The sequence below is a fragment of the Lacinutrix gracilariae genome (assembly GCF_042684485.1).
Lineage (GTDB): Bacteria > Bacteroidota > Bacteroidia > Flavobacteriales > Flavobacteriaceae > Oceanihabitans > Oceanihabitans gracilariae.
On the sequence record NZ_JBHULM010000011.1, the window covers coordinates 139,349 to 155,571 of the forward strand.

Genomic DNA, 16,223 nt, shown 5'->3' on the forward strand with positions numbered 1-16,223 from the left:
GTTTATTTTCTTTTTGTTAAGAGATTCCTGCCTGCGCAGGAATTAGACTCTTTCAATAACGCATGCATAACCTTGACCAACTCCTATACACATGGTAATTAATGCGTAACGCTTGTTTTGTTCCTGCAACTCTAAAGCCGCAGAATAGGCAACTCTTGCACCTGTAACACCAAGCGGATGACCAATAGCAATAGCGCCACCGTTTGGATTAATTCTTGGGTCGTTATCTGCTAATCCCCAAGCACGAATGCACGCCAAAGCTTGTGCTGCAAAGGCTTCGTTAAGCTCAATGATATCGATATCTTCCATGGTTAAACCTGCTTTTTCTAGCGCTTTGTTAGACGCTTGCACAGGACCAATTCCCATAATTCTTGGCTCTACACCAACCACAGCAGAACTCACGATTCTTGCCAATGGTTTTAAATTGTATTTTTTTACTGCATCTTCACTTGCAATAATGGTTGCTGCTGCGCCATCGTTTAATCCAGAAGAATTTCCAGCGGTTACGCTTCCGCCTTCTTTTTTAAAGGCTGCTCTTAGTTTTCCTAAAACTTCTAAAGAAGACGTTGGTTTTATGAACTCATCTTTTGAAAATAAAATAGGATCTTTTTTACGTTGCGGAATTTCTACAGTTACTATTTCTTTTGCTAAACGTCCGTTTTCTTGTGCTTTGCTTGCCTTTTGCTGACTCCAAAGTGCAAACTTATCTTGGTCTTCGCGAGAGATATTATATTTTTCTACTAGGTTTTCGGCAGTCATTCCCATACCATCAGTACCATATAATTTCTGCATTTTCGGATTGATAAAACGCCATCCAAAAGTAGAATCGTACATCTTAGAATCGCCTCCAAAAGCCGATGATGGTTTTGCCATTACGTAGGGTCCGCGGGTCATGTTTTCCACTCCTCCAGAAATAAACACATCGCCATCTCCTGCTTTTATGGCTCTGTTGGCGTGAATGATTGCAGATAGTCCAGAACTACATAATCGGTTTACGGTTTCTCCAGGAACGCTAAATGGCAATCCTGCTAATAACGATGACATACGCGCTACATTACGATTGTCTTCTCCTGCTTGGTTGGCGCAGCCCATAATAACATCGTCGTAAGCTTCCTTTGGGATGTCTGGATTTCGTTTTACAATTTCTTGAATTACTAATGCTCCTAAATCGTCTGTACGAACCGCAGATAATGTGCCTTTGTAATTTCCTATTGCTGTTCTTATGCCGTCTATTATGTATGCTTCTTTCATAATTAATGCCTGCAAAACAGGTATCTTATTTATTCCTAATTATTTATTCTGGCGTTACCTAAAGGTCGGGCTATCCACTATATCTTTTTTACTTGTTCTCGATACAAAATTGCCAAAAAGCAATTTCACTCAAACTGATGTAAAAAAGGATGCCGTTACTATCCCTAACGCACTTGTTTGCTATCTTGTTTCTTACTCCAAACTCATTTCCTATTTGCTAAGCGATTTCTGCCTTCGCAGAAATTTTTAGTTTAATAAGGCCGAAAATGTATCTCCATTTCTAATATCGCCTGTGTTGTAGCCCTTCATAAACCACTCCATACGCTGCTCTGATGTTCCGTGTGTGAAACTGTCTGAATTGACGCTTCCGCTCATTCGTTTTTGAATGGCGTCGTCTCCTACAGCATTGGCAGCACTTAACGCTTCTTCTATATCGCCTTCCTGTAAATATTCTTTATTGTGGTGTGCCCAAACACCTGCATAAAAATCGGCTTGTAATTCTTGAGCTACCGATAATTTATTGGCTCCTGTTTGGTTGGTCTGACTTTGTAATTGTCTCACTTTATTAGAAGTGCCTAAAATGGTTTGAATATGATGTCCGACTTCATGCGCCGTAACGTAAGCAATTGCAAAATCGCCACCTTGAGCTCCGAATCTTGTTTTTAACTCATCGAAAAAGGCTAAATCCATATATAATTTTTGGTCTCCTGGACAGTAAAATGGTCCAGAAGCTGAAGTTGCGCTTCCACAGGCCGTATTCACCGCATTTGTAAACAACACCATTTTAGGTTCTTTATAATCTCCTAGGTTATACTCTGTAAAAATGGCATTCCAAACATCTTCAGTATCGGCTAAAACGGTCCCCATAAATTCGCCCATTTCAACTTCTTCGTTAGTCAATTCTCGTTCTTGTACTTGTTGTGTGGTCTGACTATTGGCAACCTGCTCAATAATTGGCGCTATTTGTTGCCCTGTTTCACCACCGAATAATTGTAAAAGAATTACAACTACGGCAATAACACCACCTCCAGCAACAACTTTTCCTTTGCTGCTCATACCACGTTGGTCTTCTAGATTACCACTTTGACGTCTACCTTTCCATTTCATAATGTATTGTTTTACTATTTTATTCCCAATCTTTTTGTGTTCTGTACACCACACCTTTAAAAAGTGCGACTAATTCCTCTCCGCGTTTGACTTCAACAATATTAAAACCTAATCTGTTTTTAACGCTTTCAATTACCGATTCAGCAACAATATAATCGCCTTCGTTTAAAGCTTCAATATGATTAATGCTTGTTTCAATAGAAACGGCATATTTACCATGTGTGTTTGCAGCAAATCCGAAAGCGGTATCTGCCAAAGAATAACTGATGCCTCCATGAGCTTTACCCATACTGTTTAGCATTTCCTTTCTAATGGTCATTCCGACTTTACAACATCCGATTTCGCATTCTAGAATTTCTATTCCTAGCCAGGTGCTGTAGGCGTCTTGACTTAACATTTTATGTGGGATTTTATCACTAGATAAAGGCATTAGGTTTTTGGTATTAGGGATTAGTTTTTCGTATTTCGTTCTAAAATTTTCTTCCGTAATGAGGACATCATTTTTGTTAATTCGGAAATTAATTTACGGTTATTTTCATTCTCTTCAAAGCTAATATACTTTCTCCTTTTCGCTTTTGTACTACAACTTACACATTCATTAGCGCTATGAATTGCATGATTAATATGCTTTACAAATTGCGCATCAGAACCTGGGTAACCTTCAGCGAGATTTAAGGCAATAGAATCAGCAGCTCTTCTGAATTGCGATGACAAAGCATATAGTTCGTGACTAGGAAAGGACTTAACTTGGTCATCAACCACTTCGCCAAAGTCCATAGCCTTTTGATACACTAATAAATCTTCAAATTTAAAATGATAATCACTTTTCATACTAATGCCTAATTCCTGTTTTCTAATACCTCTTCAATTATAAAACGTTTTATTTTCTTTATTCATTTTGCGTAACAATGGTGAACATCTATATCTATCTTCATGATATTCGTTATATAATACATCTAATGTTGACACACACCAATCGATACCTTTTTCGTCTGCCCAAGCTAATAACCCTTTTGGATAATTAACGCCTTTGGTCATGGCGTTGTCTATATCTTCTGCGGATGCGATGTTTAAAAATAAGGCATCTGCTGCTTCGTTGATGAGCATGACGAGGATGCGGTTAAGGATGGTTTCAGATAGAGACGTCTCGACTGCGCTCGACGAGACATCAGTATTTATTACTTTCTTTCCATTTTCATCATAATCGTAAAACCCTTTTCCTGATTTTCGTCCTAAATAACCAGCTTCACTTAATCGTTTCTGCGTAAAGCTTGGTTTGTATCTTGGGTCGAAATAAAAAGCGGTAAAGACGGTTTCTGTTACGGTGTAATTGACATCGTTTCCAATAAAATCCATCAATTCAAATGGTCCCATTCGGAAACCACCTAAACTTTTTAAACTATAGTCTATCGTTGCAAAATCTGCCAATCCTTCTTCATAAATGCGTAAAGCTTCGCCGTAAAAAGGTCTTGCGACGCGGTTAACAATAAAACCAGGTGTGTCTTTAGCGACTGCAACTACTTTTTTCCAATCCTTGATGGTTTGTATCGACTTTTCTAATACTTCTTTGGAAGTTTGAATGGCAGGAATAACCTCAACCAATTTCATTAAAGGTGCTGGATTGAAAAAGTGAATTCCGACACATCGTTCTGTTTTTTTTAGCGATGCTGCAATGGAAGCGATGGATAAACTAGAGGTATTTGAAGCGATAATACAATCGTCAGCCACATAGCTTTCTAATTCTGAAAATACTTTCTTTTTAATCTCTAGATTTTCAATAATAGCTTCGATAGTCAAATTAGAATCTGCTAAATCTTTTAGGTTGCTGACGTATGAAATGTTAGATTGAATTCTATCTTTTTCAGTAGCATCTATGCGTCCTTTTTCGATTAAACGATTTAATATTTTCTCTAAACCGCTTTTTGCTTTATCTAAAGCTGCTTGATTGGTATCGTATAATTTCACTTTAGAACCCGAAGTTGCAGCAACTTGTGCAATGCCACTTCCCATGGTTCCTGAGCCTATAATTCCTACAAATTGGATTAGAGATTGTGGATTAACGATTTTTGATTTTTGATTTTCACTCATACTTTTATATTGGAGATTGTGGATTGTGGATTCTTGAACTTCTTAATTCGTTAATCTTCCATCGACAATCGATAATCATTTAAGTTTATTGGAAGCTGTTTTTATACTAACTACAAATATGGAAATTAACTCATCATTTTCTTTTAATAACTTTTCTAATGCAGTTAAATCCGAAATAAGACTAGCTCCCTTCTGAATTTTTAAATTGATATATGATTCTCTTAATTCTTTTAAACATATTTTCATCTTATGCAGAAAATCTCTTGTAGACTCTCCACTTCTTGCTTCTCCATAATTTAAAGCAGAAGAGGTTGCGGATCGAATCAGTTGTTTTGCCAAATGTTCTGATGCAAACGATTTATCTATTTTCTTACAAAGTAAAATCACATCAATGGCAAACTGAATTAATCGTTCTTCTAATTGATTCGGTTTCATGTTACATTATTTGAGATTGTTGATTAACAATATTTGATTTTTGAAGTTCTCACTCCTACTTCTAAAATCTGCAATCAGCAATCGTTAATTAATTTCCGTTAAAGTTTGGTTTACGTTTTTCAATAAAGGCTGCAACACCTTCTGCATAATCATTGCTTTGTGCTGCTTCTATTTGTAATTTAGACTCTAAGGCTAATTGAGATTCTAAATCGTTGGTCATCGATTTATTGAATAATTCTTTAATCATACCCAATGCTTTGGTTGGCATGTTTGCTAGTTTTAAAGCTAACTTACTAATAGTTTCCTCAAATTCTTCCGTAGGAACACATTTGTAAATCATGCCCATTTTTTCAGCTTCTTCTGCACCAATCTTATCCCCTAACATGGCTAATGCTAATGCTTTTTGAAATCCGATTAATCTTGGTAAAAAGAACGTTCCAGCGCTATCTGGAACCAAACCTATGAGACTAAAAGCTTGAATAAAACTTACTTTTTCATGCGCTACAACTACATCACAAGCCAAGGCTATATTTGCTCCTGCTCCTGCTGCTACTCCGTTGATAGCACCAATAACAGGTTTTTTAATATTTCTAATTCTAGTGATTATTGGATTGTAGTGTTCTTCTAGTATTTTTTTGAATCCAGGGTTTAATTCTGGATCTGTAACTTCTTTTAAATCTTGACCAGCGCAAAATGCTTTTCCGTTTCCTGTAAGAACGATTGCTCTCACTTCTTCATTTTTCTCACATGCATCTAAAGTGTCGTGCAGTAAAAATGCCATTTCACGATTGAAACTATTGAATACTTCTGGTCGGTTTAGCGTTATGGTTGCTACTTTGTTTTCAATTTTAAGCTGAATACTTTTGTTCATATTTCTTTATATTGAGACCTTTCGACTGCGCTCAAGGTGACATTTAATTTATATTTATAAGATTCCTGCTTTCGCAGGAATGACAATGCTTTGATATGTTCTCGATACAAAACTCTAAAAAAGAACTTCTCTTGAACTTACGCTATGTTTTATAAGCTGAGATTCTTCGCTTTGCTCTGAATGACATCTTATTATAGATTCCTGCCTACGCAGGAATGACAAATATTTTTTCTTGAATACAACCCTGAGATAAGTTCAAGATGACAACAAGTTTTATTTTAAACATTTAAAATAATCAAAAGGCTCCTGGCAATCGTCGCACTGAAATTGTGCTTTGCATGCTGTGGAACCAAACTGACTTACTAATCTTGTATTGGTGGAACCGCATTGTGGACATTTCACCAAACGTTTACCTTCTAACAGCACACTTTTATCCGCTTCGGCATCTAAAGGTGCTGCAATACCGTATTCCTCTAAAGCTTTTCTACCTCTTGGTGTAATCCAATCGGTTGTCCAAGCTGGCGCAAGAATTAATTCTATTTCGGAATCATATCCTGCTTGCTTTAATGCTGCTTTGATATCGTCACCAATAACATCCATTGCTGGACAACCACTATAAGTGGGTGTGATTTGCACCTTCACCATCTCATTTTCTATAACAGCTTTACGAACAACACCCATATCCATAATGGATAATACTGGAATTTCGGGATCGGAAACTTTTTCCAGGATTGGAATTAAGATATCGTCTATGTTTTGTTCTGTTGTCATGATTATTTTTAGATTCTTCGCTTTGCTCTGAATGACATTCTATTTTATTGCTTCTCGATACCATTCCGATAAAAAAATCGGAATCACTCGAAGTGACATTTAATTTTGATTAATGAGATGCTTCGACAAGCTCAGCATGACATTACTTTTCGTATTAAAACCTCCATATTTGATGAGATCCTGAATCAAGTTCAGGATGACAAATTGTTTTTTTTGTAAAAATTTAGTTTTCTCATTCATGAGATTCCTGCCTTCGCAGGAATTTTACCATTCCATATTAGGATAAGCGCGTTGCATGTATTGTAATTCTGCTAGCAAATATCCTAAATGTTCGGTATGAATCCCTTGTTTCCCACCTTTTTGAAACCATTTAGATTCTGGAATTTCAAGTGTTGCTTCTTCTAAAACAGCATTTACTTTTTCATAATAAGCTTCCTTCAATTCCGTAACATCTACACCAATCCCTTCTTGAACCATAACTTTATCGGCTTCGGTTTGATGAAACAATTCGTCTGTATAGGTCCATAAACCATCTATAGCGTCTTGCATTTTTGCTTTGCTTTCTTCGGTACCATCACCCAAACGTTTTATCCAATCGGAAGAAAAACGCAAGTGATAACTCACTTCTTTTATAGATTTATTAGCTATTGCTGCCAATGTTAAATCTTTACTTTTCTGTAATTCTTGTAAAAAAAGCAAGTGATATACATCAAATAAAAACTGACGTGCCATGGTATAGGCAAAATTTCTATTGGGTTGTTCTACCAATAAAACATTGATGTATTCTCTTTCTTTACGAAGCATAGCGATATCATCTTCGGTTCTCTGGTCTCCTGCGATTTTTGCAGCGTATTGAAAATAGCTTCGTACTTGACCAAATAAATCTAATGACATATTGGTACAAGCAATATCTGTTTCTAGGCTTGGTCCATGACCTGTTAGTTCTCCTAATCTTTGTCCTAGGATTAGAGAATTATCGGCAATGCCTAGGATGTATTTGTATAAATTGTTATTCATTTTCTAATGATTGAGATACTTCGACAAGCTCAGCATGACATTTAGATTCTATTTGTGATTTACTTTCAATTGATGAGATCCCGAAACAAGTTCGGAATGACGCAAGCATCACATATGTTTTACCTCATCTGGTAAATCGTAAAAAGTTGGATGACGATAAACTTTGTCTTGAGCGGGCTCAAACAGTTCGCCGTTATGTTCTGGATTGGATGCTGTGATGTGTTTTGATTCTACCACCCAAATACTAACGCCTTCGCTACGTCTTGTGTAAACATCGCGTGCGTTTTCTAGTGCCATTTCTTCATCTGCAGCGTGTAAACTTCCGCAGTGTCTGTGTTCTAATCCGTTTTTACTTCTTACGAAGACTTCCCAAAGTGGCCAGTTTTTTTTGTTTGACATAATTTATAATGCCTGTAAAACAGGTATCTTATTAATGATATTTATTCTTTTTTATTTTCTTTCTTATTCATTTTGTCTTGAAACAAAACGAACCAAAAATTCAAGTTGAAATGAAGAATTTTTAAAACTTGTTTCACCGTTTTAAAACCTCAAAATGAAATCTAAATTTTTTCCAAGGTTTCAAAAATTCTTAACGATTTCATTTTTTTATTCTGCATTTCAACGTGTTGATTATTTGCTAACTGATTTTTTTAAATCAAACTCAGCTTTCTATTTTACTTTTTAAACCGCTTTTTTCTCGGTACGAATTCTTTTCTTTTCGGCATAAGCCATAGCGGCATCACGTACCCATTGCCCTTCTTCCCAAGCATCAACTCTTGCTTTCATACGTTCTTTATTCATTGGTCCGTGCCCTTTTACTACTTGCCAAAACTCATCCCAATTGATTTCACCAAAATCGTAAACGCCTTTTTCTTCGTTCCATTTTAAATCTGGATCTGGAATGGTAAGACCGATTAACTCGGCTTGTGGCACGGTTTGATCTATAAATTGCTGACGTAAATCGTCATTAGACTTACGTTTTAATTTCCATTTCATGGATTGTTCGGTATGAATAGACTCGGCATCTGTTGGGCCTAGCATCATAAGACTTGGCCACCACCAACGGTTTAAAGCGTCTTGCGCCATTTCCTTTTGTTCTGGTGTTCCGTTTGCCAATTTTATCATGATTTCATAGCCTTGACGTTGGTGAAAGCTTTCTTCTTTACACACACGTACCATGGCTCTAGCGTAAGGTCCGTAAGAGGTATTACACAATGGCACTTGATTGATAATTGCAGCACCATCTACTAACCAACCTATAGCTCCCATATCTGCCCAAGTAATGGTTGGGTAGTTAAATATAGAAGAATATTTTGCTTTACCAGAGTGTAATTGCTCATAAAGTTCTTCACGAGAAACCCCTAAGGTTTCGCATGCAGAATACAGATATAAGCCATGACCAGCTTCGTCTTGTACTTTTGCCAATAAGGCTACTTTACGACGTAAGGAAGGTGCTCTTGTAATCCAATTACCCTCTGGAAGCATACCTACAATTTCGGAATGTGCGTGTTGCGACATTTGCCTGATATGCGTTTTTCGATATTTTTCTGGCATCCAATCTTTAGGTTCGATCTTCTCGTCTCTAGCAATACGTGCTTCGAATTGGGCTTCTAAATTTTTTATTTGTTCTTCACTCATAATATATAGTTGTTAGTGAATCGTATTTAGTGATTAGTGGATTCCTGCTTACACAGGAATGACAAATTGTTGAAATTCCTTTTTTCTAAGGAATTTATTATACATCAAAATCAACGATAACTTTATCTGATGTTGGTACAGCCTGACAGCTGAGCACTAGGTTTTGTGATACTTCTTTATCATCTAGCGCGTAATTTATTTTCATTTCAACGCTACCTTCTTTGACTTCACATTTACAGGTACTGCACACACCGCCTTTACAGGCAAATGGTAAGTCTGCTCCTGCACCTAAGGCTGCGTCGAGGATATTATCATATTCTTTGGTCATGGTAAAAGCGAATTCTTTTCCACCATCTACAATGACAACTTCTGTTCCTTCTACATTTTGCTGCGATAAGCGCTCAGCTCTTTTAATGTCTTCTTCTGAAAGCCCAGTTACAAAGAGCTCAAAATGCACCAATTCTTTTGGCAATCCTGCATTTATAAGGTACTGACTAACATAGTTGACCATCTTTTCTGGTCCACATAAAAACACTTCACTAGTATCTGGAATATCGATAAAGGTTTTTGTGAGGACTTGCATTTTTTCGTCATCAAATCTTCCGTTAAACAACTCGATATCTCTACGCTCTTTGGTTAAGAAATAATAGATTTCTAATCTTCCGAAATAAGTATTTCTTAATTGTTCTAGCTCTTCCTTAAAGATAATGGATTTTGCGGTTTTATTGACATAAAACAACTTACAAGTTGCATTCGGTTCGGCTTGTAAATGCGCTTTTAACATGGATAAAACAGGTGTAATACCACTTCCTGCTGCAAAAAAGAGATAGTTTTTTGCTTTGTTAGGATTGCATTCTACACCAAAAGTTCCGCTTGGCGACATCACTTCTAGTTCATCTCCTGCAGATAAGGTTTCATTAATATAGGTAGAAAATTTACCACCAGGAATCTCCTTTACTGCGACTTTCCATTCTTGTTCATAAGGGCTTGTACAAAGCGAGTACGAACGACGAACATCTTCTCCATTAATGTCTGCCTTTAAGGTTAAATGTTGCCCTTGACGAAACTTAAAAGTCTCATGTAATGCTTGAGGAACATCAAAAGTAATCACCGAAGTGTCTTTGGTTTCCTTGTATATTTCTTTAATCTTTAGTTTATAGAACTCTGCCATACGAATGTTTAAAACATGAAACTAACACTTGTTAGTCTGTTGGACAAAGTTAAGAAATAAATTGCAAATTATTTGTTAATTCCTTGAATTAGGATATTACTAAGGCTATTTGCTAAATCGTTTGCGTTGAGTGCTTCTTTTTTTGGAATCCATAGGTATAAGGACCTTAAAGTGGAAAGCATAGAAAACATAATGGTTTCAGGATTGAGGTTCTTTATTTCGGAAGCAGAGATACCTTCTTCAATAATATTTAAAAAAATAGTTTCGTAGTTATTTCTTAATTTTAAATAATAAGCTAATTGATCTTCAAGATGCATCCAATCGTTGTTTAAAGATGCCATTCCGGAAGTATTATTAGTTGTAATTTTTACATGAAGCGCAATAATTTGACTTAATTTATCTAAACTACTAGCATTAGAACTATTGATAACCTCCATACTTTGGGTAAATTCTTCGGCTAGAGAAATAATAATTTCTTTTAAAATTTCTTGTTTAGAACTTATGTGATTATACAAGCTTGCTGCTTTCATACCCATTGCTGTGGCTAAATCACGCATAGTAACAGCACTATATCCTTTTTCTTTAAAAAGCTTAGCAGCTGTTTTAATAATTTCGTCTTTTCTTGTTTCTGGCTTCATATAGGTAGGAAAGATAAAAAAATTATGTTGTAACTATTGTTACTTATCTTTTGAAATAATAGCTAGTAATTTGTAAAAAAATAAATTATGGGCTTATTAGACACTTTATTTGGAAATAAAAACGATAAAATCAAAGATTTTCAATCTAGAAATGCTGTTATAATTGATGTAAGAACAACAGGAGAATATAGTCAAGGTGCTATTCCTGGTTCAAAAAACATTCCGTTACAAATTATAAACAGTAAAATAAAAGAGATTAAAAAACTAAACAAACCAGTAATAACTTGTTGTGCTAGTGGTATGCGTTCTGGTAGTGCTGCAAGCATTTTAAAAGCACAAGGTATTGAAGCTATAAATGGTGGAGGATGGCTTAGTTTAAGCAAAAAACTATAGTTTAAAACTTAAATTGCTCTGGATTATTTACAGGTGTTTCGTTGTATTTTAAGGTCCAACCTAAAGAATTGGTCAAGATATAAAACTTAGACAGCTCACTTATTAATCTATTTTCTGCATTTTCTCTAAGACCTGAAGCTTCTAGTTTTTTCATTAGCGACATTTTAATGGTGCTTTTTATATCATTATAATCTTTTGCTTGAAAAGGATTAAAATAATCTGCTTGCACGTCATAATACTCTAGATCTGGATGTATTTTTATTTCTGCTTCTGGAATATATTTTAGGGTAAGTGTTTTATTTTGCTGATCTACTTGAAATTCCATTTTACTTAAATCATAAGCAATAGTAACATATGCATTTACAACTACCAGTGCTTTTTTATCGGAAGTAAAGTATTGTCCGAAAATTTCTTTTGAGTTATTATAATTAAACACCTCACTAAAATGACCTTCGGTTACTACAAGCTTTCCAACGTTTTTTATTTGTTCTTGAATTAATAAAGAACTTTCTTGAAGTACTATTTTGTCTTCTTTTTGGTTGTTGTAATATTTAAAGGTGATTAACACTGCAAGTGCTATAAGAATACCAAGAATAATTTTTCGCATATTTCAAAAATACACATAAAAAAAACATCAACTACAATTTCTTAAAATGAATAAGTTTGTGGTTGATGTTTAATAAATAATTGATTAATAGCTTTATAAATATAGCATATATAAATCAATTAACACTACTTTTTCGACTAAACGAAAAATAAAAAGACCATATGTAAATACCTATCTTGTTTGTAGTCAAAAGATTACAAAATCATGTTTCGTTTTAATTCTTTTTATTTTCTGATCTAGTGCATCTAAAAATTGAAGATGCGCTTTAGCATTTGGATTAAATGGTTTATGCATTAAGCCTTTTTGTATCGTGTCAATTTCCTGCATTGTTTTATTGGCTTCAGAAGAAATCCAAACCTGTTGAAACTTATTCCATATATAACTTACTGCTAACTTATTAGGATGCAACATATCTTCTTTATAGAAACGATAATCTCTAAGTTCATCTAACATAATTTCAAAACTAGGAAAATATGCCAAACCTAAGGATTGCTCTTTTTCTTGCAGTAATTGATGAATTGCTGTAATTAAATGCGATTTACTTTGTGTATTTTCTACAAAACCATCTTTTATATGTCTTACAGGAGAAACCGTAAAAATTACTGAAGCATTAGCATTTACTTGTTTAATTTTTGAAACTATATTTTTTAAGGAATTTAAAATTTCATCTACTGTAAGTAATTGTTTTGTAAATGCTTTTTGTGGTACTTTGTGGCAATTAGCAACAATAGTATTGGTTTCTATATGCTTATACACCCAAGCAGTACCTAAGGTAATGATAATGTGTGTTGCTTTTGTTAGTTGTTGATTGGTAGTTTGTATGGTAGCGTTTAAATCTTCTAACAAAATGGCTTTAGATGCATTACTTAATTTTGAATGTACATCAAAACAATGCCACTGTTCGTTATGAAAGAAGACATCTTTGTCTGTATATTTTTTTAAATCTAAAGCCTTTTCAACTACTGTTTCAATAGCTTTTGGGTGAAACAAAATACCAAAAGGATTCACTAAGGATTGAAACTTAAAATAAGTAAACTTTTCGCCTATATTTTCTGAAAAGCACGAACCTAAAAGCAAGAGTTTTGCATTATAATCTATAAGATTATTTTTCTCTTGCTTTAGTGGTATTTGTGTTTGTAGTTTCAATGTTATTTTTTAACCGCTTTCTTCTTTTCTTTATATTTTGCTTTTAACACAGATTGAGTCTCTGGCAAAACATAAGGATAGTTTCCTAAACCATTTTCTTTATTAAACAAAGCCAACTCACGTTTGGTTTGCACATCTAAAACTCCTGTTTCTACTATAGTATAGTCTAAAAAAAGAAGCTGCTTCTGTATCTTACTTATTTGTTTATTGCTAAGATTTTTAACGGTTTCCACCCAATGCTCTTTGCCATTTTCATCAACATAATGACAAAACATGGCTGTATTTTTACCTGTATTTTTTTCTTTTAATGCAGGTAATGTCTGCGCATGCATAGCAGACATAAACAACATTATAAAAAAAACCAATACAGACCTTTTCATGCGCTCTATTTTATATAGTTTTCACTCTCTTTAAGGGCTAATTCTATACCTCCTGGATTTTTCCCTCCTGCAGTTGCAAAGAAAGGCTGTCCTCCTCCTCCTCCTTGAATATGCTTACCAAGCTCTCTAACTACAGTTCCTGCATTTAAGCCTTTTTCTGCTACTAATTCTTTAGAGATATAGCAAGAAAGCAATGCTTTTCCGTTTTGTTCTGTTGCAAATAATAAAAATATATTGGTTTGATTTTGACCTAAATTAAAACATGCATCTTTAATACCTGCAGCATCTAAGTCTATTTTTTTAGCTAAAAACTGAATACCATTAACTTCTGATATTTCGTTTTTAAGATCGCTAATAATATTTTTAGCTTTATCTTTTAAAAGGCTTTCAATTTGCTTTTTTAATTCGGTGTTTTCAGACTGTAAATTTTGTAATGCTTTTACAGGTTCTTTTGCATTGTTTAGTAAATCTTTCATTTCAAAATACGCTCTGTTATTTTCAAAATAAAAGTCTTTAACAGCATCATTAGTTATAGCTTCAATTCTACGTACACCTGCTGCAACTGCTCCTTCAGACACAATTTTAAAATGCCAAATATCTGCTGTATTTTTTACATGTGTTCCTCCACAAAGCTCAATAGATTGTCCGAAACGAATCGTACGAACAGCATCTCCATATTTTTCACCAAAAAGAGCCATTGCACCTTCTTCTAGTGCTTTATCCATAGACACATTTCTATTTTCTTGCAAAGGTAATTTACCATCTATTCTAGCGTTTACAAAGTTTTCTACGTCACGTAATTCTTCTACTGTTAATTTAGAAAAATGCGAAAAATCAAATCGTAAATATTTAGAATGCACAGCAGAACCTTTTTGCTCTACATGATCACCTAAAACTTCGCGTAAAGCTTGATGTAATAAATGTGTTGCTGTATGGTTACACTCGGTTCTGTAACGCTGTTTAGCATCTACTGTAGCATCAAACACTTGGTTTACATCACCAGGTAATTCTTTGGTAATATGAATAATAACATTGTTTTCTTTTTTAGTATCTACTATGTAAAAAACGTTTCCGTTACTAGATGCTATATATCCTTTATCACCAACTTGACCTCCTCCTTCTGCATAAAACGGAGTTAAATTAAATACCAATTGGTATAATTCACCATCTTTTTTAGAAACTACTTTTCGGTATTTAGTAATTTTTACTTTAGCTTCTAATTGGTCATAACCAATAAACTCTTGTTCCTCATCTTCTATTAAAACCGTCCAATCATCCGATTTTAGTTCAGATGCTTCACGACCTCTTCCTTGTTGTTCTTTTAAGCGTTTATTAAACTCTCCTTTGTTATAAGAAAAACCTTTTTCTCGTAATATTAAATCGGTTAAATCTTCAGGAAAACCGTAAGTATCTTTAAGTTCAAAAACCTTAGAACCTGACACTTGTTTATCTGTTGCATTAGCAACGATACGATCTAAAATAGCTAGACCTTGATCTAATGTTCTTAAAAACGAAGCCTCTTCTTCTTTAATTACATTTTCAATAAGTTGTTTTTGTGCTTTTATTTCTGGGAAAGCATCTCCCATTTTTTTACTTAATACATCTACCAACCTGTAAATAAATGGTTCTTTTTTGTCTAAAAACGTAAATCCGTAACGCACAGCACGACGTAAAATTCTACGAATTACATAACCTGCTCCTGTGTTACTTGGTAGTTGTCCATCCGCAATAGAAAAAGCTACTGCACGTACGTGATCTGAAATCACACGAATGGCAACATCTACTTTTTCTTCTTTACCATAATCTTTATCTGTAATAGTTTCAATCTCTCTAATTAGAGGTGTAAACACATCTGTATCATAATTAGATTGCACGTTTTGTAATACCATACAAAGACGCTCAAATCCCATTCCTGTATCTATATGTTTGTTTGGTAAATTTTCTAGAGTTCCGTTAGCTTTACGGTTGTATTGCATGAATACAAGATTCCAGATTTCTACCACTTGCGGATGGTCCATATTTACTAAAGACTTACCATCTACTTTGGCTTTTTCTTCTGCCGAACGTATATCTACATGAATTTCACTACAAGGTCCGCAAGGTCCTTGCTCACCCATTTCCCAAAAATTATCTTTTTTATTCCCTTTTAAAATACGGTCTTCAGAAATGTATTGTTTCCAAATATCATATGCTTCGGTATCCATTTCAAGATTATCATCGTCATCGCTACCTTCAAAAACAGTAACATATAAAATATCTTTATCAATTTTATACACATCTACTAAAAGCTCCCAAGCCCAAGCAATAGCTTCTTTTTTAAAATAATCACCAAAAGACCAATTTCCTAACATTTCAAAAAGGGTATGATGATACGTATCATAACCAACCTCTTCTAAATCATTATGTTTACCAGAAACTCGCAAGCATTTTTGACTATCTGTAAGTCTCGTATTTTTAGGTTCTGCATTTCCTAAAAAGTATTCTTTAAAAGGAGCCATTCCAGAATTTACAAACATTAATGTTGGGTCATCTTTTAAAACCATTGGTGCAGATGGTACGATGCTATGTTTTTTTTCTTCGAAAAAACTTAAAAATTTTGAGCGAATATCTTGAGATTTCATTTCTATTTTAAATAATCTTTAATATTATTAAATGGTCTTAATTGCAAAACAATTTTTATCTTTGGTCGTTAGCTATTAAGTATTAAATA

Annotated in this window: 18 protein-coding genes; 1 reads left to right on the forward strand and 17 read right to left on the reverse strand. The window is 34.4% G+C overall.

Translation table 11 applies throughout. The features are described 5' to 3' along the window. Window positions 1-42 precede the first annotated feature (42 nt). The 13 genes from pcaF to ACFSSB_RS07900 all read right to left on the reverse strand — a co-directional run bounded on the left by pcaF (window position 43) and on the right by ACFSSB_RS07900 (window position 10,987). Complete coding sequence (gene pcaF, locus ACFSSB_RS07840) at window positions 43-1,251, reverse strand: 3-oxoadipyl-CoA thiolase (RefSeq protein WP_379902873.1); 1,209 nt, start codon at window positions 1,249-1,251, stop codon at window positions 43-45. Window positions 1,252-1,497: 246 nt separating this feature from the next. Further along, entirely contained in the window at window positions 1,498-2,358 is an 861-nt protein-coding gene (gene ypfJ, locus ACFSSB_RS07845) for a KPN_02809 family neutral zinc metallopeptidase (RefSeq protein ID WP_379902875.1), read from the reverse strand. 19 nt (window positions 2,359-2,377) lie between these two features. Next, window positions 2,378-2,788 carry a PaaI family thioesterase gene (locus ACFSSB_RS07850; protein WP_379902877.1) on the reverse strand — a complete coding sequence of 137 codons (411 nt, stop codon included), beginning with the start codon at window positions 2,786-2,788 and terminating at the stop codon, window positions 2,378-2,380. A gap of 20 nt (window positions 2,789-2,808) precedes the next feature. Continuing rightward, window positions 2,809-3,189, reverse strand: a complete 381-nt coding sequence (locus tag ACFSSB_RS07855; protein WP_379902880.1) for a four helix bundle protein — start codon at window positions 3,187-3,189, stop codon at window positions 2,809-2,811. A gap of 33 nt (window positions 3,190-3,222) precedes the next feature. Beyond that, window positions 3,223-4,446, reverse strand: coding sequence for a 3-hydroxyacyl-CoA dehydrogenase NAD-binding domain-containing protein (locus ACFSSB_RS07860; protein WP_379902882.1), 1,224 nt, complete (start codon window positions 4,444-4,446; stop codon window positions 3,223-3,225). Window positions 4,447-4,521: 75 nt separating this feature from the next. Next, window positions 4,522-4,881 carry a four helix bundle protein gene (locus tag ACFSSB_RS07865; protein WP_379902885.1) on the reverse strand — a complete coding sequence of 120 codons (360 nt, stop codon included), beginning with the start codon at window positions 4,879-4,881 and terminating at the stop codon, window positions 4,522-4,524. Window positions 4,882-4,969: 88 nt separating this feature from the next. Then, window positions 4,970-5,752, reverse strand: coding sequence for an enoyl-CoA hydratase-related protein (locus ACFSSB_RS07870; protein WP_379902888.1), 783 nt, complete (start codon window positions 5,750-5,752; stop codon window positions 4,970-4,972). Window positions 5,753-6,025: 273 nt separating this feature from the next. Continuing rightward, the gene (gene paaD / locus ACFSSB_RS07875) at window positions 6,026-6,523 is read right to left on the reverse strand and encodes a 1,2-phenylacetyl-CoA epoxidase subunit PaaD (RefSeq protein ID WP_379902890.1); all 498 of its coding nucleotides are present in this window, start codon (window positions 6,521-6,523) and stop codon (window positions 6,026-6,028) included. Window positions 6,524-6,787: 264 nt separating this feature from the next. Continuing rightward, complete coding sequence (paaC, locus tag ACFSSB_RS07880; protein ID WP_379902893.1) at window positions 6,788-7,540, reverse strand: 1,2-phenylacetyl-CoA epoxidase subunit PaaC; 753 nt, start codon at window positions 7,538-7,540, stop codon at window positions 6,788-6,790. Window positions 7,541-7,648: 108 nt separating this feature from the next. After that, the gene (gene paaB, locus ACFSSB_RS07885; protein WP_114308576.1) at window positions 7,649-7,939 is read right to left on the reverse strand and encodes a 1,2-phenylacetyl-CoA epoxidase subunit PaaB; all 291 of its coding nucleotides are present in this window, start codon (window positions 7,937-7,939) and stop codon (window positions 7,649-7,651) included. A gap of 282 nt (window positions 7,940-8,221) precedes the next feature. Further along, complete coding sequence (gene paaA / locus ACFSSB_RS07890; protein ID WP_379902898.1) at window positions 8,222-9,178, reverse strand: 1,2-phenylacetyl-CoA epoxidase subunit PaaA; 957 nt, start codon at window positions 9,176-9,178, stop codon at window positions 8,222-8,224. A 97-nt stretch (window positions 9,179-9,275) separates the two neighbouring features. Beyond that, on the reverse strand, window positions 9,276-10,349 hold the full coding sequence (locus ACFSSB_RS07895; protein ID WP_379902901.1) for a 2Fe-2S iron-sulfur cluster-binding protein: 1,074 nt from the start codon (window positions 10,347-10,349) through the stop codon (window positions 9,276-9,278). 68 nt (window positions 10,350-10,417) lie between these two features. After that, window positions 10,418-10,987 (reverse strand): TetR/AcrR family transcriptional regulator, encoded by a 570-nt coding sequence (locus ACFSSB_RS07900; protein WP_379902904.1) that lies wholly within the window; start codon window positions 10,985-10,987, stop codon window positions 10,418-10,420. An 87-nt stretch (window positions 10,988-11,074) separates the two neighbouring features. On the opposite strand from ACFSSB_RS07900, the gene ACFSSB_RS07905 reads away from it, so the two are divergent. After that, window positions 11,075-11,380: a rhodanese-like domain-containing protein gene (locus tag ACFSSB_RS07905; RefSeq protein ID WP_379902908.1), complete on the forward strand. Its 306-nt coding sequence runs from the start codon at window positions 11,075-11,077 to the stop codon at window positions 11,378-11,380. Between the two features lies 1 nt (window position 11,381). Here ACFSSB_RS07905 and ACFSSB_RS07910 read toward each other — a convergent pair whose 3' ends face one another. From ACFSSB_RS07910 to alaS, 4 genes are all read right to left on the reverse strand, one after another. Beyond that, window positions 11,382-11,987, reverse strand: a complete 606-nt coding sequence (locus ACFSSB_RS07910) for a DUF4230 domain-containing protein (RefSeq protein WP_379902912.1) — start codon at window positions 11,985-11,987, stop codon at window positions 11,382-11,384. Between the two features lie 186 nt (window positions 11,988-12,173). Next, window positions 12,174-13,133, reverse strand: a complete 960-nt coding sequence (locus tag ACFSSB_RS07915; protein ID WP_379902914.1) for a GSCFA domain-containing protein — start codon at window positions 13,131-13,133, stop codon at window positions 12,174-12,176. Window positions 13,134-13,135: 2 nt separating this feature from the next. Next, on the reverse strand, window positions 13,136-13,513 hold the full coding sequence (locus ACFSSB_RS07920; protein ID WP_379902917.1) for a hypothetical protein: 378 nt from the start codon (window positions 13,511-13,513) through the stop codon (window positions 13,136-13,138). Window positions 13,514-13,518: 5 nt separating this feature from the next. Then, the gene (alaS, locus tag ACFSSB_RS07925; protein ID WP_379902920.1) at window positions 13,519-16,134 is read right to left on the reverse strand and encodes an alanine--tRNA ligase; all 2,616 of its coding nucleotides are present in this window, start codon (window positions 16,132-16,134) and stop codon (window positions 13,519-13,521) included. Window positions 16,135-16,223 lie beyond the last annotated feature (89 nt).

Excerpts from the sequence above, each read along its gene's own strand:
- ACFSSB_RS07860 (WP_379902882.1), bottom strand. The coding sequence starts at position 4,446 with ATGAGTGAAAATCAAAAATCAAAAATCGTTAATCCACAATCTCTAATC.
- pcaF (WP_379902873.1), bottom strand. The coding sequence starts at position 1,251 with ATGAAAGAAGCATACATAATAGACGGCATAAGAACAGCAATAGGAAAT.
- ACFSSB_RS07850 (WP_379902877.1), bottom strand. The coding sequence starts at position 2,788 with ATGCCTTTATCTAGTGATAAAATCCCACATAAAATGTTAAGTCAAGAC.
- ACFSSB_RS07855 (WP_379902880.1), bottom strand. The coding sequence starts at position 3,189 with ATGAAAAGTGATTATCATTTTAAATTTGAAGATTTATTAGTGTATCAA.
- alaS (WP_379902920.1), bottom strand. The coding sequence starts at position 16,134 with ATGAAATCTCAAGATATTCGCTCAAAATTTTTAAGTTTTTTCGAAGAA.
- paaC (WP_379902893.1), bottom strand. The coding sequence starts at position 7,540 with ATGAATAACAATTTATACAAATACATCCTAGGCATTGCCGATAATTCT.
- ACFSSB_RS07900 (WP_379902904.1), bottom strand. The coding sequence starts at position 10,987 with ATGAAGCCAGAAACAAGAAAAGACGAAATTATTAAAACAGCTGCTAAG.
- paaA (WP_379902898.1), bottom strand. The coding sequence starts at position 9,178 with ATGAGTGAAGAACAAATAAAAAATTTAGAAGCCCAATTCGAAGCACGT.
- ACFSSB_RS07895 (WP_379902901.1), bottom strand. The coding sequence starts at position 10,349 with ATGGCAGAGTTCTATAAACTAAAGATTAAAGAAATATACAAGGAAACC.
- ACFSSB_RS07865 (WP_379902885.1), bottom strand. The coding sequence starts at position 4,881 with ATGAAACCGAATCAATTAGAAGAACGATTAATTCAGTTTGCCATTGAT.
- ACFSSB_RS07910 (WP_379902912.1), bottom strand. The coding sequence starts at position 11,987 with ATGCGAAAAATTATTCTTGGTATTCTTATAGCACTTGCAGTGTTAATC.
- ACFSSB_RS07870 (WP_379902888.1), bottom strand. The coding sequence starts at position 5,752 with ATGAACAAAAGTATTCAGCTTAAAATTGAAAACAAAGTAGCAACCATA.
- ypfJ (WP_379902875.1), bottom strand. The coding sequence starts at position 2,358 with ATGAAATGGAAAGGTAGACGTCAAAGTGGTAATCTAGAAGACCAACGT.
- ACFSSB_RS07920 (WP_379902917.1), bottom strand. The coding sequence starts at position 13,513 with ATGAAAAGGTCTGTATTGGTTTTTTTTATAATGTTGTTTATGTCTGCT.
- ACFSSB_RS07905 (WP_379902908.1), top strand. The coding sequence starts at position 11,075 with ATGGGCTTATTAGACACTTTATTTGGAAATAAAAACGATAAAATCAAA.
- paaB (WP_114308576.1), bottom strand. The coding sequence starts at position 7,939 with ATGTCAAACAAAAAAAACTGGCCACTTTGGGAAGTCTTCGTAAGAAGT.
- paaD (WP_379902890.1), bottom strand. The coding sequence starts at position 6,523 with ATGACAACAGAACAAAACATAGACGATATCTTAATTCCAATCCTGGAA.